At 61.8% G+C, this 15,457-nt stretch carries 19 protein-coding genes; 12 read left to right on the plus strand and 7 right to left on the minus strand.

Features of this window, described 5'->3' with window-relative positions; genetic code table 11:
* Positions 1 to 2: 2 nt before the first annotated feature.
* Positions 3 to 242, minus strand: coding sequence for a YdeI/OmpD-associated family protein (locus ASD83_RS01120; protein WP_244489076.1), 240 nt, complete (start codon positions 240 to 242; stop codon positions 3 to 5).
* On the minus strand, positions 239 to 637 hold the full coding sequence (locus ASD83_RS01125; protein WP_056307131.1) for a RidA family protein: 399 nt from the start codon (positions 635 to 637) through the stop codon (positions 239 to 241). Before ASD83_RS01125 ends, ASD83_RS01120 begins: the two co-directional genes overlap by 4 nt.
* A 159-nt stretch (positions 638 to 796) precedes the next feature.
* Here ASD83_RS01125 and ASD83_RS01130 point away from each other — a divergent pair, with 159 nt between their 5' ends.
* From ASD83_RS01130 to ASD83_RS01140, 3 genes are read left to right on the plus strand one after another with little or no spacing between them, the layout of a single operon-like run.
* A complete protein-coding gene (locus tag ASD83_RS01130) occupies positions 797 to 1,369 on the plus strand; it encodes a DUF1003 domain-containing protein (RefSeq protein WP_056307133.1) in 573 nt (190 codons plus the stop codon).
* A 39-nt stretch (positions 1,370 to 1,408) separates the two neighbouring features.
* Positions 1,409 to 2,305: a thymidylate synthase gene (locus tag ASD83_RS01135; RefSeq protein WP_156385678.1), complete on the plus strand. Its 897-nt coding sequence runs from the start codon at positions 1,409 to 1,411 to the stop codon at positions 2,303 to 2,305.
* Between the two features lie 21 nt (positions 2,306 to 2,326).
* Entirely contained in the window at positions 2,327 to 3,031 is a 705-nt protein-coding gene (locus tag ASD83_RS01140) for a phosphotransferase (RefSeq protein ID WP_056307137.1), read from the plus strand.
* A gap of 78 nt (positions 3,032 to 3,109) precedes the next feature.
* Here the strand turns inward: ASD83_RS01140 and ASD83_RS01145 are convergent, their stop codons facing one another.
* The 3 genes from ASD83_RS01145 to ASD83_RS01155 are packed head-to-tail and all read right to left on the minus strand — an operon-like array spanning position 3,110 to position 5,714.
* On the minus strand, positions 3,110 to 4,708 hold the full coding sequence (locus tag ASD83_RS01145) for a copper resistance CopC/CopD family protein (protein WP_056307138.1): 1,599 nt from the start codon (positions 4,706 to 4,708) through the stop codon (positions 3,110 to 3,112).
* A 51-nt stretch (positions 4,709 to 4,759) separates the two neighbouring features.
* Positions 4,760 to 5,278, minus strand: coding sequence for a YcnI family protein (locus ASD83_RS01150; protein ID WP_056309774.1), 519 nt, complete (start codon positions 5,276 to 5,278; stop codon positions 4,760 to 4,762).
* 52 nt (positions 5,279 to 5,330) lie between these two features.
* Positions 5,331 to 5,714 carry a hypothetical protein gene (locus tag ASD83_RS01155; protein WP_156385679.1) on the minus strand — a complete coding sequence of 128 codons (384 nt, stop codon included), beginning with the start codon at positions 5,712 to 5,714 and terminating at the stop codon, positions 5,331 to 5,333.
* Positions 5,715 to 5,907: 193 nt separating this feature from the next.
* Here ASD83_RS01155 and ASD83_RS01160 point away from each other — a divergent pair, with 193 nt between their 5' ends.
* The 5 genes from ASD83_RS01160 to hflC all read left to right on the plus strand — a co-directional run bounded on the left by ASD83_RS01160 (position 5,908) and on the right by hflC (position 10,110).
* The gene (locus tag ASD83_RS01160) at positions 5,908 to 6,225 is read left to right on the plus strand and encodes a phosphoribosyl-ATP pyrophosphohydrolase (RefSeq protein ID WP_413813476.1); all 318 of its coding nucleotides are present in this window, start codon (positions 5,908 to 5,910) and stop codon (positions 6,223 to 6,225) included.
* Positions 6,226 to 6,270: 45 nt separating this feature from the next.
* A complete protein-coding gene (locus ASD83_RS01165) occupies positions 6,271 to 7,320 on the plus strand; it encodes a DUF4424 domain-containing protein (protein ID WP_082560891.1) in 1,050 nt (349 codons plus the stop codon).
* Between the two features lie 19 nt (positions 7,321 to 7,339).
* The gene (locus ASD83_RS01170; protein WP_056307145.1) at positions 7,340 to 7,864 is read left to right on the plus strand and encodes a dihydrofolate reductase; all 525 of its coding nucleotides are present in this window, start codon (positions 7,340 to 7,342) and stop codon (positions 7,862 to 7,864) included.
* A 63-nt stretch (positions 7,865 to 7,927) separates the two neighbouring features.
* Positions 7,928 to 9,025 carry an FtsH protease activity modulator HflK gene (hflK, locus tag ASD83_RS01175; RefSeq protein WP_056307147.1) on the plus strand — a complete coding sequence of 366 codons (1,098 nt, stop codon included), beginning with the start codon at positions 7,928 to 7,930 and terminating at the stop codon, positions 9,023 to 9,025.
* Between the two features lie 2 nt (positions 9,026 to 9,027).
* Entirely contained in the window at positions 9,028 to 10,110 is a 1,083-nt protein-coding gene (gene hflC, locus ASD83_RS01180; RefSeq protein ID WP_056307149.1) for a protease modulator HflC, read from the plus strand.
* 765 nt (positions 10,111 to 10,875) lie between these two features.
* Here the strand turns inward: hflC and serB are convergent.
* Positions 10,876 to 11,748 (minus strand): phosphoserine phosphatase SerB, encoded by an 873-nt coding sequence (gene serB, locus ASD83_RS01185; protein ID WP_056307151.1) that lies wholly within the window; start codon positions 11,746 to 11,748, stop codon positions 10,876 to 10,878.
* Between the two features lie 27 nt (positions 11,749 to 11,775).
* Here serB and miaA point away from each other — a divergent pair, with 27 nt between their 5' ends.
* Positions 11,776 to 12,675 (plus strand): tRNA (adenosine(37)-N6)-dimethylallyltransferase MiaA, encoded by a 900-nt coding sequence (gene miaA / locus ASD83_RS01190; protein WP_056307153.1) that lies wholly within the window; start codon positions 11,776 to 11,778, stop codon positions 12,673 to 12,675.
* Positions 12,676 to 12,677: 2 nt separating this feature from the next.
* Here miaA and ASD83_RS01195 read toward each other — a convergent pair whose 3' ends face one another.
* Positions 12,678 to 14,090 (minus strand): MATE family efflux transporter, encoded by a 1,413-nt coding sequence (locus ASD83_RS01195; protein WP_056307155.1) that lies wholly within the window; start codon positions 14,088 to 14,090, stop codon positions 12,678 to 12,680.
* 67 nt (positions 14,091 to 14,157) lie between these two features.
* On the opposite strand from ASD83_RS01195, the gene ASD83_RS01200 reads away from it, so the two are divergent.
* The 3 genes from ASD83_RS01200 (at position 14,158) to ASD83_RS01210 (ending at position 15,384) form a co-directional block, all read left to right on the plus strand.
* Positions 14,158 to 14,523, plus strand: a complete 366-nt coding sequence (locus tag ASD83_RS01200) for a DUF423 domain-containing protein (RefSeq protein WP_056309777.1) — start codon at positions 14,158 to 14,160, stop codon at positions 14,521 to 14,523.
* Between the two features lie 77 nt (positions 14,524 to 14,600).
* Positions 14,601 to 14,876, plus strand: a complete 276-nt coding sequence (locus ASD83_RS01205; RefSeq protein WP_056307157.1) for a glycine zipper domain-containing protein — start codon at positions 14,601 to 14,603, stop codon at positions 14,874 to 14,876.
* Between the two features lie 292 nt (positions 14,877 to 15,168).
* Positions 15,169 to 15,384 (plus strand): cold-shock protein, encoded by a 216-nt coding sequence (locus tag ASD83_RS01210; protein WP_056307159.1) that lies wholly within the window; start codon positions 15,169 to 15,171, stop codon positions 15,382 to 15,384.
* Positions 15,385 to 15,457: the final 73 nt, after the last annotated feature.

Here is a 15,457-nt window from a genome sequence, read left to right on the forward strand (position 1 = left end):
TTTCAGCGGTTCCAGTCCATCCGCATATAGACATAGCGAGCTTCGAGCTCTTCAAGCATCTGGCCGAGCCGCTTCTGCTTGGTCGCGTCCTGTTTGGCACTGTTGATCCACATCAGGTAGTCGTTGCGCTGATAGGGCGGGCGAGCCTGATATTGTTCGCTGAGGCCACGCTCTTCGAGAGCCACCCGCACGAATTCGGGCATGTCCTCGCGCTTGCGCAGCGGACGCAGCACCGGGCTCACGGCAGGACGGCCTGGGCTTCGATTTCGATGAGGAAATCGGGATTGGCAAGGCTAGCCACGCGCATGCCTGTCACCGTCGGCGGATTGGGCCGATTGTCCCAGACCGCCATCCAGGCGCCGAATGCGGCCCTTAGATCGATATCCTGCTGCATGACGATCGTTGTTTTCACAAGGTTTTCGAGGCCAGCGCCGGCTGCCTCCAGCACCTTCTGCATATTGGCCAGCGCCTGCGCCGTCTGCTTGGCGACGTCGCCCTTGAACACGACCTCGCCCTTCTCGTTGACGCTGTTCTGCCCGCCAATGAGCAGGATGCGGGCGTTTGCCGGCAGGATGATGCCTTGGGAAAAGACCGGGCTGCGATACATTCCCGGCGGATTTACATATTCCACGGCCATGATGTTCTCCTCGATTCTTGCGATACCCCGGTTTAACGCAAGGCTCCTGCCACGCCCTGTCAGCAAATCGGGCGGTATTCTATTACCTCTTGGTCACCGGCGTGTAGTGGCGTCGATCTCGCGCTAGAATGGGGCAGTTTACCGCTTCGCGAGTCCGAAATGTCAAACGACAAAGCCGACAAGTTTACCCATGCCGCCGAGACCTTTCTGGGCAAGGCCGAACATGCCCTGACCGAGCGGGAACGGATCGTCGTCGAAAAGGCAATCCGGCGGCAAACCCTGGCGCGTGACTCCGGCGCCACCTTCGATGAGCGGCTCACCTTCGGGCAGAAACTGGCCGATGGCGTGGCCGCATTCGGTGGCTCCTGGGCTTTTATCAGCGGCTTCGGCATCTTCCTCGTGCTCTGGACCGGCACCAATATTCTCCTCGCCGGCGGGGCCTTCGATGCCTATCCCTTCATTTTCCTCAATCTCTTGCTCTCCATGCTGGCGGCCATGCAGGCGCCGGTGATCATGATGAGCCAAAACCGGCAGGCGGCGAAGGACCGGGAAGTGTCCACCCATGACTACGAGGTCAATCTCAAGTCCGAGATCGAGATCATGGCGCTGCACGAAAAGCTCGATCACATGCGCAACGCCGAGCTGCGCGAACTCATTTCCAAGCAGCAGGAACAAATCGATCTGTTGACGAAACTGGTCGAGGGGCATCTCAAGCAGGTGGAATCGAAGTAGGCTGTAGAGGCAGCCGTCCGACAGCGCAGGAGCAGCACCGTGCGTCATCCCGAATACCAGTATCTGGACATCATGGAGCAGATCCTGGAGCGCGGCGACGAGCGCATGGATCGGACCGGCGTCGGTACCAGGTCGATCTTCGGGGCGCAGATGCGGTTTGACCTGTCCACCGGGCAGGTACCTATCCTCACGACCAAGCGGGTCTACTGGAAGACGGCCATCAAGGAGATGCTGTGGTTCCTGACCGGCGGCACAAATATTCAGCCCCTCCTGAAGGACAATGTGCGCATCTGGAGCGATTGGCCGCTCGCCGCGTATCGCCGGGCAACGGGCGACGCCATCGCACAGGACGCCTTTGAGGCCCGCATCGTCGAAGATGACGAATTTGCCCGGGAATGGGGCGAGTTGGGCCCTGTCTATGGCAAGCAATGGCGAAGGTGGCTCGGTGCCGATGGTAAGGAATATGATCAGATTGCCCAGCTGATCGACACCCTCAAGACCAATCCGTCCAGTCGCCGCATGTTGTTTCACGCGTGGAACGTTCCCGAGATCGGCAGCATGGCTCTGCCACCGTGCCACATGGTCTACCAGTTCCATGTGACGACGAGCGGCAAGCTCAGCATGCTCTGCTTCCAGAGAAGCTGCGACTGGCTCCTGGGTGCGCCCTTCAACTGTGTGGGGGCAGCTGCTCTCCTGTTGATGGTGGCGCAGCAGGCCGGCTACGAACCCGGGGACTTCATCTGGTTCGGTGGCGATGTTCATCTCTATTTGAACCATCTGGAGGTCGCCCAGGTGCAATTGGCGCGCGAGCCCCGGCCATGGCCGACAATGAAGCTCGTCCGGCGCCCCGACACCATCGATGACTATCGCATCGAGGATTTCCTGGTCGAGGATTATCACCCCCATGATGCGATCAAGGCCGACGTAGCGGTGTAGCGATTCACCTGTGGGGGCGACATGGCTGACGAGGAAGTAGCCCTGCACGGAGGTCTGGTGAATGGCGTCGTGCGCGTCGGCAACACCGTGCGCCGTCGCCATAGCGGCGACTTTTCCGTGCAGCACGCCCTTCTTGCTCATCTGGCCGCAAAGGGGTTTGGCGCCGCGCCTCGCTTTCTCGGATATGACGAGCAGGGCCGCGAAATGCTGACCTATCTTGAAGGTCACGTACCCGTTGGCGAGGGTAATTTCACCGACAGCCAATTGGCCGCCGCCGCCCGCCTACTTCGGGCTTTTCACGATGCAACGGTGGATTTTCCACTGGTGCTGGCCGGCGGCCACGAGGTCGTGTGCCACAATGACTGGACGCCGACCAATACGGTGATGACCGATGGCGTTCCCACCGGCATGATCGATTTCGACACCGCCCGGCCAGGCCTGCGCCTTTGGGACCTGACCTACTCGGTTTGGACCTGGCTCGATTTCGGCGAGCCACGCTGGGACCCGGCGGAGCAGCGCCGACGCATGGCGCACTTTATTGCCGCTTACGACCACCCCTCCTGCACCCCCGGGTTGGTGACCGCCTGCTTGCCGGGGCGCCAGGCGGGGCGAGCCCATTGGGCGGAGCAGCGGGGCATGCGCGAGGCGGTTGATTGGTGCCAGCAATGCATGAGCTGGACACTCGACAACATCACCGCCCACTTCCACCCTGACGGCCTTCACTAGATCGTTTTGCGATCCCCCGTAGCCCTCATGGCGAGGTGCTTTGCGGAGCAAAGGCTCGAACCACGAGGGCGTGCCCGCTCAAGGGATCAAAACCTCCCCGCGCGGGCGGGTGAGTTCGAACCGGCTAATGCGGATTTCAGTCTCAAGCTGCCAGGTGCCGGCGACCGGTATCGTCAAATCGTCCACCCGCCAGACGCCGTCGGCTTCCGTCGCCGCGCGTTGGATGGGCTCGACGCCAAGCTCCGGGCTGGACACGATGACGGTAACGCCGAGGACCTCCTTGGGCACATGCTCGATGTCGGAGACCATGACCTCGATGGTTACGGGCCCGGCGCTGCCGGGCGAGATCGTCACCATGGCCATGGTATTGCCATCGATCAGGTGCTCCATGATCGGCTCGGCGGCCTGTGGCGCAGGCATGTCAACGAGTGCGCGCGGCGGCGGGGTAAATCGCCAGCCCGCGACCAATGCCAGAATGGCGACGATAAGCACCATTTCCCAGCCGATGGAGCGCCGCAGCCGTTGGAGGGCCGCGGCGTTGCCAGCCAGGGCAGGCTCGGTCAGCCAATGCCGGTTCCACACCGCAAGACCAAACAGAATAAACAAAAGCAGCAGCTTGCCCGCGAGAATAAAGCCATAGGGCGTCACCCATTGTGGCCCCGGCGCTCCCATTTGAACGACTGCCAGGATCAGCCCCGAGAGCGCCAAAGGAGCAACGGCAAAGGGAATGCTCTTTGAGAAAGACGCCAGGGCCCGGCTTGCCTGCTCCGTTCCATCGCGAAGCAGTAGCCACAGCGGCAGCAGTGCTCCGGCCCAGAACAGCACACCGGCGATGTGGAGGAACACCGCCGGCCGCGTGAGCCATTGCGGCGACGCCGCGCTGGCGTGGCCGCTCAAGGCCAGCGACAAGGCCGCCAATGCGGCGGCAGCCACACCAAGCGATGTCGGGATCCTTCCCGGCGGCATTTTGAGGGCGCCGGCCGCCCAGGCGAAGGCGACGGCCGCAGCGATGGCCGTTGCCCCGTACGAGGTCGACAAGCCCGCTCCCCAGACCTGGCCATCGAAAAACGACGGCAAGGAGAGACCAAGCGCATCGAGCCCCTGTAGTCCAAGCGTGATCGGCGCAATGGCGATCCCGAGGACGGTCAGGCCAAGGGCAATTCGGCGACCTTGCGGGGGAAGTGGCGCCAACACGCCAAAGGCAGCGCCGCCAATCCCCGCAAACATGGCGACGAACAAGAGCGCTTTTCCCGCCCAGAGCGCAGTCGATACCGCGCCATCGCTTGCCACATCTGCATCGACGCCGCCGCTGACCCGTCCAATGGAAAACACCAGAGAGCCCGCAATAGGGTGTCCGTCAGCCGAGACGACGCGCCAACTCAGCACATGCGTACCAGTTGCCATGTCGGCGGGCAGGGGTGTCGTCGCGGTCGCGCCGCCCTCCGATTGCCCCGTCAGATCGACCGCGCTGCCATCAGGCCGGATCAGGCGGATTGCTAACGGCGTGACCGGCTCGTTGAAAGTAAGCTCGATCGCATCCGGAGCGACATCGACCACCGCATTGTCCGGCGGCGTGGTTGAAAGCAGTTGAGCATGCGCGAATGCGCCCTCTGCCGGCAACAGGACCAGCAGCAGAAGCAAACCGGCGAGCAGCCGCAAACGGGGAAGCAAATGCATCCCGCCCTCCTTGGAGAAATGGGGCGCGGCTGACCGCGCCCCGTAGCAACCTTAGTGGCCGGTGCTTTCAGCGGGAACAAGCTTGACGCTCGGCGCAGGCATCTCGGCGTTCTCGTCGCCGGTCACGTCGATCCAAGCCTCTTCGCCCCCGGCGCATTCCTGGATGGCGGGGAAGTAGAACTTGCCGGGCTCCAGAGTGCCGGCAAAAGTGCCGCGGAATACGAACTCGTCGTACCATTCGTTCGGCAGGTTACCGTCTTTCCAGACGATTTCCTTGACGCCTTCGGTCAGGGCCGTGCCGTGATTGTCATAGCTCTGCGCATAGGGGCCGGTGACGATCTCGAGGGTCCAGCCGGCCTTCGGCATCGGCTTGACGTTGTAAAAGCCTTCCGGGATTTGCACGCGAACCACATTGGTCGCCTCAGTGCCGCAGCCATGGGGAATGCGAAGCACGGCTTTATAACTCGAGCCAATCTTGGCCTGCGGGGTTTCAAAGGTCACGTGAGCGAAGGCGGGCGTGGCAGTCAGGACGACAGCGATGGCGGCCGAAACAGCGAAAAAGCGGATCATGATGATTTCCAGTAGCAATGTTGGTCAAAAGTCCGGCGAGGTGCCGGTTTGTTCAGACCGTTACTGGCGGCGCTCGAGCCTGACCCACGAAAGGCGGGCGCTGCAAGTGGCCGATATCGGCCGGGGCGGGATAGAAGACTTCTGACGCAATGTCGGGTGCAGCAAGGTCGATGGTGTTCGGGGTCAGGAGGGCGACCTCGTACTTCCCGATTCCCGCTACGGGACATTTTGCGACGTCAGGCTTTTCTTGCGTCTGGTCCACTGTCAGTGGCTGGCAGATCGACCAGAGATCGAGCGAGGCATAGCCCAGCGCGTCGAGATCGCGCTGAAGGCCGGCGGACTGGTGCAGCGGCGCGAGCAGAATCAGGACGTAAAGGGACAACACCGCCATGGCGGCGCCGATTTCCCTGACGATCATCCTGGCGCGATGCGGCACTTCGTTCTCCCGATAAATGCCCCTTACGATCAAACGGCGGCACGCTCAAGTGCGCAATGGTCGCGCATGTGCGCGAAGCCCTTTTGGGTGCAAGGAGGGGGAGGGCGCTTTATGATCCTGCGATGTGCGCGATTCTCGGATCGCTGAATCCAGCGGGGGCGAGAATGACAGCGATTTTGCGGAGGGCCGCCCTATGAGCCGCACCCTTGCCGATCTTACAGCCCTCGCCGCCCAGGTTTCCGATATGTACGAGCGCGAGACCGGCGTGCGCCGCGACGATGATTGGTACGCGCTGAAGATGCAGGAAGAACTGGGCGAGCTCATCGCCGAGCACCTGCGCCTTTCGGGCCGGGGGCGCCGGAAGAATTTCACCGATGCCGAAATTGTCGAGGCGCGGGACAATGAGGCCGCTGATTTGCTGGCTTTCCTGCTGCTCTATGCGCGGCAAAACGGCATCGATCTTGAGGCGGCGCTGGACCGGAAATGGTTCTCCTATCTTCGCTCCGACTGAGATACCGGCTAGAAATAGCCGCATAGAGGGACAGGGAATCAAATCATGCGGGTTTATGCGGCAGCTATTTGTGCACTGATGCTTGCGGCGCCGGCCGCCGGCAATGACACGATGGCGCAATTGGGAACGGGTGGTCTGGTCTTCGTCACCAATGATCAGATCAAGATGGCCTCGGAAGACCTCTATATTTCGCCCACAGAAGTGCGGGTGACTTACGAGTTCGAGAACACCTCTGCGGAAGACCAGCACATACTCGTGGCTTTCCCCATGCCCGATATCCAGGGCAGCGGCGATTTCATGGTCGCCGTGCCGATTCACAGCGCGAATTATGGCAATGGCGAGCCCATTGAGGACCCCGATAATCTCTTTGGCTTCGAAACGACCTTCAATGGCGCACCGATCGACGCCGAACTGCATCAGTATGTGTTCAACAACAATATCGACTACACCAAGCTCCTCAAAAATCTCGGTGTACCCCTCGAACCTTTTGGCGAGGCCACCTTCAACGCGCTGGCAAAACTGGATGCGGACGACATTCAGAACCTGACCCGGCTTGGACTGATTTTTTCCTACGAATTCGAAGCCGGCAAGGGTCCCGAGGTGGATATCGTCCCGCTCTGGACCCTGCGTTCGACCTATAGCTGGGAAGCCACTTTCAAGCCCGGCATTTCCGATGTGGTGCACACCTACCGTCCCAGCGTCGGCGGCACCGTGGCGACCACCTTCCTGCCCCGGCAGGATGACGAGGATTCCGAACAGCGCTTTGCCGATTACGCAAAAAAGTACTGTATCGAGGACAGTTTGGTCTCGACCCTGCGCAAGCAAGCGATCACCCAGGACGGCTGGACCAATTACCCCTATTATGAAAACTGGATTTCCTACATCTGGTCGACAGGCAATAACTGGTCCGGGTCCATCGGCAAATTCACCCTGACGGTCGACAAGGGCCATACCGACAATCTCGTCTCCTTCTGCGGCGAGGGCGTCAAGAAGATCGGCCCGACGACTTTCCAGATGACCGCGACCGACTGGTGGCCGCCTTATGAGCAGGAGTTGGAAATCCTCCTCCTCAAGAAGGTCGAAGACATCGAGTAACAGGCAGAAAGGGCAGGGGATGAACCAGCGCATTTCGCTCATCGCCGCGGTAGGGGCAAACGGTGTCATCGGCAAGGATGGTGACATGCCTTGGCGCATCCCCTCCGATTTCGCCTGGTTCAAGCGCACCACCATGGGCAAGCCCATGATCATGGGCCGCAAGCAGTTCGAGACGTTTCCCAAGCCGCTTCCCGGCCGCCCGCATATCGTCGTCACCCGTCAAAACGACTACGCGGCCGAGGGCGTAGACGTCGTGCACGATCTCGATGCCGCTTATGTGCTCGCCTCGCGCCTGGCCTCCGAGGCCGGCACTGATGAAATCATGGTCATCGGCGGGGGCGACATTTACGCGCAGGCCATGACGAAAGCTGATCGGCTCTACATCAGCCACGTCGCGCTATCTCCCGATGGAGACGTCCGTTTTCCGTCTATCGACCCCGAAATCTGGGCAATTGTCGATACGCCGGAGGTGACGCCCTCCGAAAAGGACGCTGCGCCATATATCATCAAAATCTACGAAAGACGAAAACGCCCCACGCATTGATCGTTTCGACGCCTTGCCTATATAAGTTTGCAATCAAAATACGCAGGAACCGAAAGGAACGAGATGCCTTGGGAGAATAATGGAGGCGGAGGCGGCCGCAATAACGGCGGTCCCTGGGGCCAGGCACCCGGTGGAGGTGGTGGCGGCCCGCGCCGTCCCGGTGGAAATACTCCCAATCTCGAAGACATCCTCAATCGAGGACGCGACCAGTTTCGCGGTGGCGTCCCCGGTGGCCGCTGGGCCATTGTCGGCGGCATCGTCGCGCTGCTTGCCTTCTGGGGCATCAATTCGGTCTACACCATCAATCCGCAGGAAGTCGGCGTCGAGCTGCGCTTCGGCGCGCCCAAGCCGGAACTGTCCGGTCCGGGCCTGCACTTCCTGTTCTGGCCGGTCGAAACCGTTGAACGCGCTACCACGACCGTCAATCAGACGCAGATCGGCGCAGCCAATGCCAGCGGTAACGCTCGTGCGGTGGCCCGTGACGGCCTGATGCTCTCGGGCGATCAGAACATCGTCAATGTGCAGTTCTCGGTCTTCTGGGCGATCAATGACCCGGTGGCATACCTGTTCAACGTGCGCGATCCGGAATCCATGGTTCGCTATGCTGCCGAAAGCGCCATGCGCGAAGTCGTCGGCCGCCGTCCGGCGCAGGACATCTATAGCGACGACCGTTCGGGTATCGCCGCAGAGGTGCAGCGCATTACGCTCGCCACGCTTGAAAGCTATGGCCTCGGCGTCTCGGTCAACCAGATCCTGATCGAAAATGCCGGTCCGCCGTCCGAAGTTATCGATGCCTTCAACGAAGTGCAGCGTGCGCGTCAGGACGAAACGCGTCTCCAGGAAGAAGCCCGGTCTTACGCCAATACGCTTCTCGGCGATGCCCGCGGCCGTGCTGCGGCTCAGCGTGAAGACGCTGCCGCTTACACCAACCGCGTCGTTCAGGAAGCAACCGGTGAAGCCGAGCGCTTCAACGCCGTTTACGCCGAATACGTGAATTCCCCGGAAGTCACGCGCAAGCGCCTCTACCTTGAGACCATGGAAGAGGTTCTCGGCGGCTCCGAAAAGGTGCTGATCGAAAACGGTGCCGGAGGCTCCGGTGTCGTCCCCTATCTGCCGCTGCCTGAGCTGCGCTCTCGCTCAACGACATCGACGGGGAACTGATCATGACGAACCGCCTCTTTATTATCGGCGCCGTCATCGTTGCGGCTCTCTACATTCTCTTCTCCTCGCTCTATGTCGTTGACGAGCGCGAGCAGGCCATCGTCATGCGCTTCGGCCAGATCACCGATGTGCGGACCGAACCCGGTATCTATTTCAAGATCCCGACAGATGTGGTCGATAGCGTGCAGATCATCGAAGATCGTCTGCTGCGCTATGACATCGCCAATATGCGCGTGCAGGTTTCGGGCAACGCCTTCTACCAGGTCGATGCTTTCCTCACCTATCGCATTTCCGATGCGCGTCTCTTCCGCGAACGCGCTACCGGTCAGCTCTCGGTTGCCGAAGATCGTATCGGCGCCAGCCTCGATGCTGCCCTGCGTCAGGTCTATGGTCTGCGTGAATTCAGCGCCGCCCTGTCCGACCAGCGCGCCCAGATGATGCGCGAAACCCGCGAACTGATCCGTCCGGACCTCGCCGGCCTCGGGATCGACGTCGTCGACGTGCGTATCCTGCGCACCGACCTCGACGAAGACGTCTCGGCCACGACCTTCGAGCGTATGCGTGCCGAACGTCTCGCCGAAGCCGCTCTCCTCCGCGCCCGCGGTGAAGAACAGGCCCAGAGCCTGCGCGCCATCGCCGATCGTCAGTCGGTCGAAATCGTCGCCGCCGCAACCCGTGATGCCGAAATCATCCGTGGTACGGGCGACGCCGAGCGTAACCGCATCTTCGCGGCCGCTTATGGCCAGGATCCGGAATTCTTCGAGTTCTACCGCTCGATGGAATCCTACCGCTCGGCTCTGTCCAATACCGGCACCACCATGGTCCTCTCGCCCGATAGCGCCTTCTTCCGCTACTTCGGTTCGAGCGGCGAACTGCCGGCAGCCAGCACGACCTTCTCGACGCCCCTTCCGCCGCAGAGCGCTCCGGCAGCCGTAACCCCGAGCACTGAACCGGCGCTCGACGGCCTCGGCATCGAAGAAACCGTGGCCCCTCCGGCGATCACGCTGGAAGACGGCTCAGAACTGACCCCAACCGTGGGCACGGAAGCCCCCGCTCCTGTCGCGCCCCCGGCCACCGGTCAGTAAGCGCTCGATATGAAACAGAAAGCCCGGCATTCGTGCCGGGCTTTTTTGTTTTGGGGCGCTTGCGCCAGAGCCGCGATCGCCCCCAGCCTCCCCCGCTAAGAGGGAGGTGTGCCATCGAGTATCGGGTAACATTCCGTCACAACCACCAGCTTGGGGGAGGATGGGAGGGGGTGACGGGAGCGACGAACCTGACAATTGCCGACAATCTATCCCGCTTATCCCGGTCCACCTCATCTCGTGCCATTCTCTCTCCATTCCCGCCGATAACACGCGGCACCGACGAAGCGCCGGGCGGGAAGTCGGGTCGCTCGGGGGCGCCTGGGCGAGTGCGTGGATGCTGACCACCGGTCAAGCGGCAGAGAGCCCCCGTTGCATCTTAGAATGCTTCTGACGGCGATCTGGACCGCAAAACCTCAAAAGGGGACCGCTCGATGCATGCGCAAAAAATCCCGGACGTGCGAAGCGGCTTTCGCCTCTTCTTTCTATCCAAATTTCGGGGCGAAAGCCGCTTTCCACCGTGCGCCCACGGGCGTCGCGACCCGTGCGCCCACGGGCGTCGCGACCCGTGCGCCCAACGGGCGTCGCGCCGTGCAACCGCAAGCCGAGAGGCCGGGCGGCGTTTCGTGCTGAGTTTGGCGCGGAGGTCACCAATGACACCCCATGCACCGGCTGTCATCCCGGCGAAGGCCGGGACCCATCTTGAGATCTCAGGCTGGGCCCCGGCCTTCGTCGGGGTGACAGTCGAGGGTGTGAATGTCGAATGCCCTAGCGAACGAAATCCTCGTCCGAATATCCCTGCAAATAGAGGAGTGCGGTGAGATCGCCATGATCGATCCGATACCCCGCGGCCGCAGCTACGGCAGGCTTGGCATGCAGCGCCACGCCAAAACCGGCAATGGCGATCATGTCGAGATCGTTGGCGCCATCGCCCACGGCAACGGTCTGGCTCAGGTCGAGGCCGCGTTCGGCGGCCAGCGCTTCCAGCCGCTCGCGCTTGGTGTTCTTGTCGACGATCGGCTTTTGCACCGTGCCGCTCAGCCGGTCGCCGTCGAATTCGAGCACATTGGCAATGGCCTCGTCAAAGCCGATCCGTTTGCCAAAGTAGTCGGCGAAAAATGTAAAACCGCCCGAAACCAGCGAGGTATAGGCGCCATAGGCTTTCATGGTGTGAACCAGCGCCCGGCCGCCGGGCGTCAAGGTGATGGTCTCGCGCCGAATCTCCTCGATGGTGGCGCGTTCGAGACCCTTGAGCAGGGCGACGCGGGTGTTGAGCGCCTGTCCAAAATCCAGTTCGCCGCGCATGGCGCGCTCGGTGATTGCGGCGACCTGGTCCTTGAGACCAAGCGCGGCCGCCAGTTCATCGATGCATTCCTGCTCGATCATGGTGGAATCCATGTCGGCAATCAGCAATTGCTTGCGGCGCCCTTCGGTGGGCACGACATTGGCGTCAACGCGCCGGCTCCCGATGATCTCGCGGGCGATCGCCAGCGCGTCAGTCGCCTTGGGTTCGAGAATGTCGCAGGCCACCTGATGGTGCAGCCAGTTGAGTTCTCCGCCGGTTTGCTGCACCACTGCGGCCGCAAGCGAGACGTCGAGGTCGGAATCGGCGGGATTGGCGATGAGGCTGAGAACCGGCATGGCGGAAATGACTTTCGGGAGAGTAGGGTGACGCGCCAGAGAAGCGCCGTCCTGATAGCGGGTCCGACTGCCAGCGGCAAGTCGAGCATGGCGCTCGGCCGCGCGCGGGCCAGCGGCGGCATTGTGGTCAACACCGATGCCATGCAGGTCTATGACACGCTGCGCATCGTGACGGCGCGGCCCTCCGCCAAGGACGAATCCCTTGCCGAGCACCACCTCTACGGTGCCATTCCCGCATCGCAGCGGTTTTCCACCGGACAATGGCTCGAAGCTGTCCGCAAAATCCTCTCTGAAATCGATCCCTCCCGAGAGGTGATTTTCGTTGGCGGAACAGGGCTTTATTTCGAAGCGCTGACAAATGGATTCGCGGATGTCCCGCAAATCTCATCGGCGTTGACCCTGCAAATCCAGCGCGAAATCGAAGCCCTGGACGAAGCCGGCCGCATGGCGCTGCTGACGCTGGAAGATCCCGAAACCGCGCGCCGCCTGAAAGTTGCCGATCCGCAGCGGGTGACACGTGCCCTGGCGGTCAAGCGCGCCACCGGCAAGCCACTCTCCGCCTTTCAGGATAATCCGCAGTCTGGCCTCCTCACCGGTTGGAACATCGAGCGCTTCGTCCTCTCGCCCGATCGCGACGTGCTCCGCGCGCGCATCGCCCTGCGCTTCGAAGCCATGTTCGCCAGCGGCGCGGTTGAGGAGGTCGAGGCGTTGCGGGCGCAACATCTCGACCCATCGCTCCCGGTGATGAAGGCCATCGGCGTGCGCGAGATCAGCGACTGGCTCGACGGCGTGCAGACGCGTGACGAAGCCATTAACCTCGCCATCATCGCGACGCATCAATATGCCAAGCGCCAGCGCACCTGGTTTCGCAATCGCATGGGCGATTGGCCTCGGCTTGGGCTGGAGGGCCGGCCGATCGAGGCCTGACCTCAGGCCGGCTGCCGCATCCTGTCGAGCAGCCCGATCCGCTCGCGCAGCACGAAGCGGGTCACCAGCACCACGGCCACGAAGGCGAGACCCGCCGCCAACCCGATCCAGATGCCGACACCCCTCCAGTCGGCGATAAAGCCGAGGATATAGGCGACGGGCAGCCCGACCATCCAATATCCGACAATGGCCAGCACCATCGGCACCTTGGTGTCGCTGAGGCCACGCAGCGAATGCGCCGCGACCACCTGGGCGCCATCGACGAGCTGGAAGACGCCGGCAACGATCAGGAAAGACGCAGCGAGGGTCAACGAATTGGCATTGGCCGTGACATGGGGATCAAGGAACACCGTGACGATGTGTGGCCCCAGGGTCAGGAACGCGATGCAGGACAGCGTCATGAACGCCGTTCCCATGGCAAAGGAGGTCCAGCCGGCCTTGCGAATGCCTTCGACATCGCCCCGGCCGTACGCCATGCCGACACGTACCGTCGCAGCCACGCCCAGGCCAAGCGGCACCATGAAGGCCATCGAGGCGCATTGGAGGGCAATGGCATGCGCGGCCACCTCATCAGTGCCAAGCCTGCCCATCAGCAGCGCTGCCGCCGTGAACATGCCGACTTCGGCGACAACGGTGAGGCCAATCGGCGTGCCGATGCGGAAGATTTCGCGGAACCGCGGCCAATCCGGCTTCCAGAACCGCACCAGTACGTGGAAGCGCTTGAGCTTGGGGTGGCGCAGTACATAGAGCACCATGGCAATGAGCATCACCACATTGGTCAGCGTCGTCGCAATGGCTGCGCCCCGCAGTTCAAGACGCGGAAAGCCGAAGTGGCCGAAGATCAGCACATAGGCAGTCAAGGCGTTCACCAAAACGCCGATCAGGGTGATAATTAGAATCGCGCGAGTGGCCTCGTAGGCCGACATGAGCGAGCGGAAGGAGATGATGCCAAAGGCCGGCAGCAGCGACCAGGCCGCAATTTGGATGAACTGGTTGGCCATCTCGGTCGCCACGGGATCCTGGCCGAGCGCCTGGTAGATCGGCTTGATCTGCAGAACCAGCGGAATGAGCACGGCGGCCAGTACGATGGCCGCCCAGCACCCCTGACGCACGACGCGGCGCACGGCCTTGATATTCCGCGAACCGCGGGCTTGCGCCACCAGCGGCGCAACTGCGCCCACCACGCCGATGCCGCCGACGAGGAAGGGCATCAAAAATGTCGCCGCCAAGGTGCCGGCCGCCAGATAGGCCGACCCCAGCCAGCCGAGCAGAATCACGTCGGTCGTATGCAACATGTTTTGGGCGAGCTGGGCGATGACCAGCGGCCAGGCGAGCGCGAAAGTCGAGCGGAATTCAGCCGCCCAGCTTGTCGAGCCGTCAGTGCTTGTACCCTGCGCCGCCACAGTGTCAGTCATTTTCGATTCCCACGCACACTGCCATGCTCTAGTCGAAAGGCACCTGGCTTGGAAGATGGGGACGGAAATGGCGGATTGGATGCGGCGTGTTCTGGTTGGATTTGCAGGTCTGCTCGGGGCCATTGGTGTCGCGACGGCGGCGATGGCATCGCACGGCGAGGATGTGCGAAATCTCGCGGCCATTTCCGCCATGGCCCTGGCTCATGCTCCCGTCCTGCTTGTCCTGGGTCTGGTGGGGCGGGGCAGGGGCCTGTCCCTTGCCGGCCTCGTGCTTGCCGCAGGCTGCGCCATCTTCGTAGGCGACCTTGCCATGCGACACTGGTTCGGCACCGCGCTGTTTCCCGGTGCGGCACCCATGGGCGGGGGCGGTATGATCGTGGGCTGGCTCGGGGTGGCGGTCGCAGGAATTTTACGGGGTTTACTTAACGAATGATTCAACATTTCTTGAGCGACGGTTGGAACTAAAATTCCGACCGAACATTAATCGTCCGATCAGTTCTGGAGGATCCCATGCATAAGTTCCTGATTATCGTTGCCGCTACGCTTTCGCTGGCTGCTTGTACGTCGACCCAGCAGGGTGCGACGGTTGGTGCCCTTGGCGGCGCTGTTGTCGGTGCCAGCGCGACCGGCGGTAGCCTTCTGGGAACCGTTGTAGGTGCCGGCGTTGGCACCGTCGTTGGTGCAGCCGCAGGTGACGTGCTCGGTCGCGTCCAAGGCAGCAACAACCGTTGCGTCTATCAGCGTCGCGATGGCAGCCAGTATATCGACACCTGCCCGCGCGGCTAAGTTTCGCTGAGGCGGTAGTCGTCCCCAAACCGCCATCATGCTGCGAAGACACCCGGCCGGCGCCCCCACCGACCGGGTGTTCTGCGTCCAACTATCGATATCGCCTTGATAATTTCATGGCGGATCGCAATAATCCCGACATACGTGCCACTCGTCTTGCGTTACCTGAATGACCGGCCTGCCGGAAACTGGGATACCTCCTGATCTATCGCATCGTACGTTCGGGTTCATTATGTGGGGCCGAATAAACCCTTTTGCCGCAAGTGCGGTGCAACCGACTACGAGGTTCAACATGGCTCCCATTACCGGTACCGTGAAATTCTTCAACACGACCAAGGGCTTTGGCTTCATCTCGCCCGACAATGGCGAGAAGGATGCGTTCGTGCACATCTCCGCCGTTCAGCGCTCGGGCCTGCAGGGCCTCTACGAAGGCGACAAAGTGAGCTTCGAGCTCGAGACCGGCCGCGATGGCAAGGTATCGGCAAGTGCTCTGGCGCTTCTGAGCTAATCGGCAAGCCGAATCGACCAATAAAATCTATGTTCAGGGGGCGCACGTCCCCTGAACTTTTTTTGCCTTTGAC

It is taken from the genome of Devosia sp. Root685, assembly GCF_001427875.1.
GTDB lineage: Bacteria > Pseudomonadota > Alphaproteobacteria > Rhizobiales > Devosiaceae > Devosia.

Bases quoted from the DNA above. Each gene is read 5' to 3' on its own strand.
- ASD83_RS01195 (WP_056307155.1), bottom strand. From the start codon at position 14,090: ATGACTGACACTGTGGCGGCGCAGGGTACAAGCACTGACGGCTCGACA.
- ASD83_RS01200 (WP_056309777.1), top strand. From the start codon at position 14,158: ATGGCGGATTGGATGCGGCGTGTTCTGGTTGGATTTGCAGGTCTGCTC.
- ASD83_RS01125 (WP_056307131.1), bottom strand. From the start codon at position 637: ATGGCCGTGGAATATGTAAATCCGCCGGGAATGTATCGCAGCCCGGTC.
- ASD83_RS01210 (WP_056307159.1), top strand. From the start codon at position 15,169: ATGGCTCCCATTACCGGTACCGTGAAATTCTTCAACACGACCAAGGGC.
- ASD83_RS01160 (WP_413813476.1), top strand. From the start codon at position 5,908: ATGAGCCGCACCCTTGCCGATCTTACAGCCCTCGCCGCCCAGGTTTCC.
- ASD83_RS01145 (WP_056307138.1), bottom strand. From the start codon at position 4,708: ATGCATTTGCTTCCCCGTTTGCGGCTGCTCGCCGGTTTGCTTCTGCTG.
- ASD83_RS01150 (WP_056309774.1), bottom strand. From the start codon at position 5,278: ATGATCCGCTTTTTCGCTGTTTCGGCCGCCATCGCTGTCGTCCTGACT.
- serB (WP_056307151.1), bottom strand. From the start codon at position 11,748: ATGCCGGTTCTCAGCCTCATCGCCAATCCCGCCGATTCCGACCTCGAC.
- ASD83_RS01170 (WP_056307145.1), top strand. From the start codon at position 7,340: ATGAACCAGCGCATTTCGCTCATCGCCGCGGTAGGGGCAAACGGTGTC.
- ASD83_RS01130 (WP_056307133.1), top strand. From the start codon at position 797: ATGTCAAACGACAAAGCCGACAAGTTTACCCATGCCGCCGAGACCTTT.
- ASD83_RS01205 (WP_056307157.1), top strand. From the start codon at position 14,601: ATGCATAAGTTCCTGATTATCGTTGCCGCTACGCTTTCGCTGGCTGCT.
- ASD83_RS01165 (WP_082560891.1), top strand. From the start codon at position 6,271: ATGCGGGTTTATGCGGCAGCTATTTGTGCACTGATGCTTGCGGCGCCG.
- hflC (WP_056307149.1), top strand. From the start codon at position 9,028: ATGACGAACCGCCTCTTTATTATCGGCGCCGTCATCGTTGCGGCTCTC.
- hflK (WP_056307147.1), top strand. From the start codon at position 7,928: ATGCCTTGGGAGAATAATGGAGGCGGAGGCGGCCGCAATAACGGCGGT.
- ASD83_RS01140 (WP_056307137.1), top strand. From the start codon at position 2,327: ATGGCTGACGAGGAAGTAGCCCTGCACGGAGGTCTGGTGAATGGCGTC.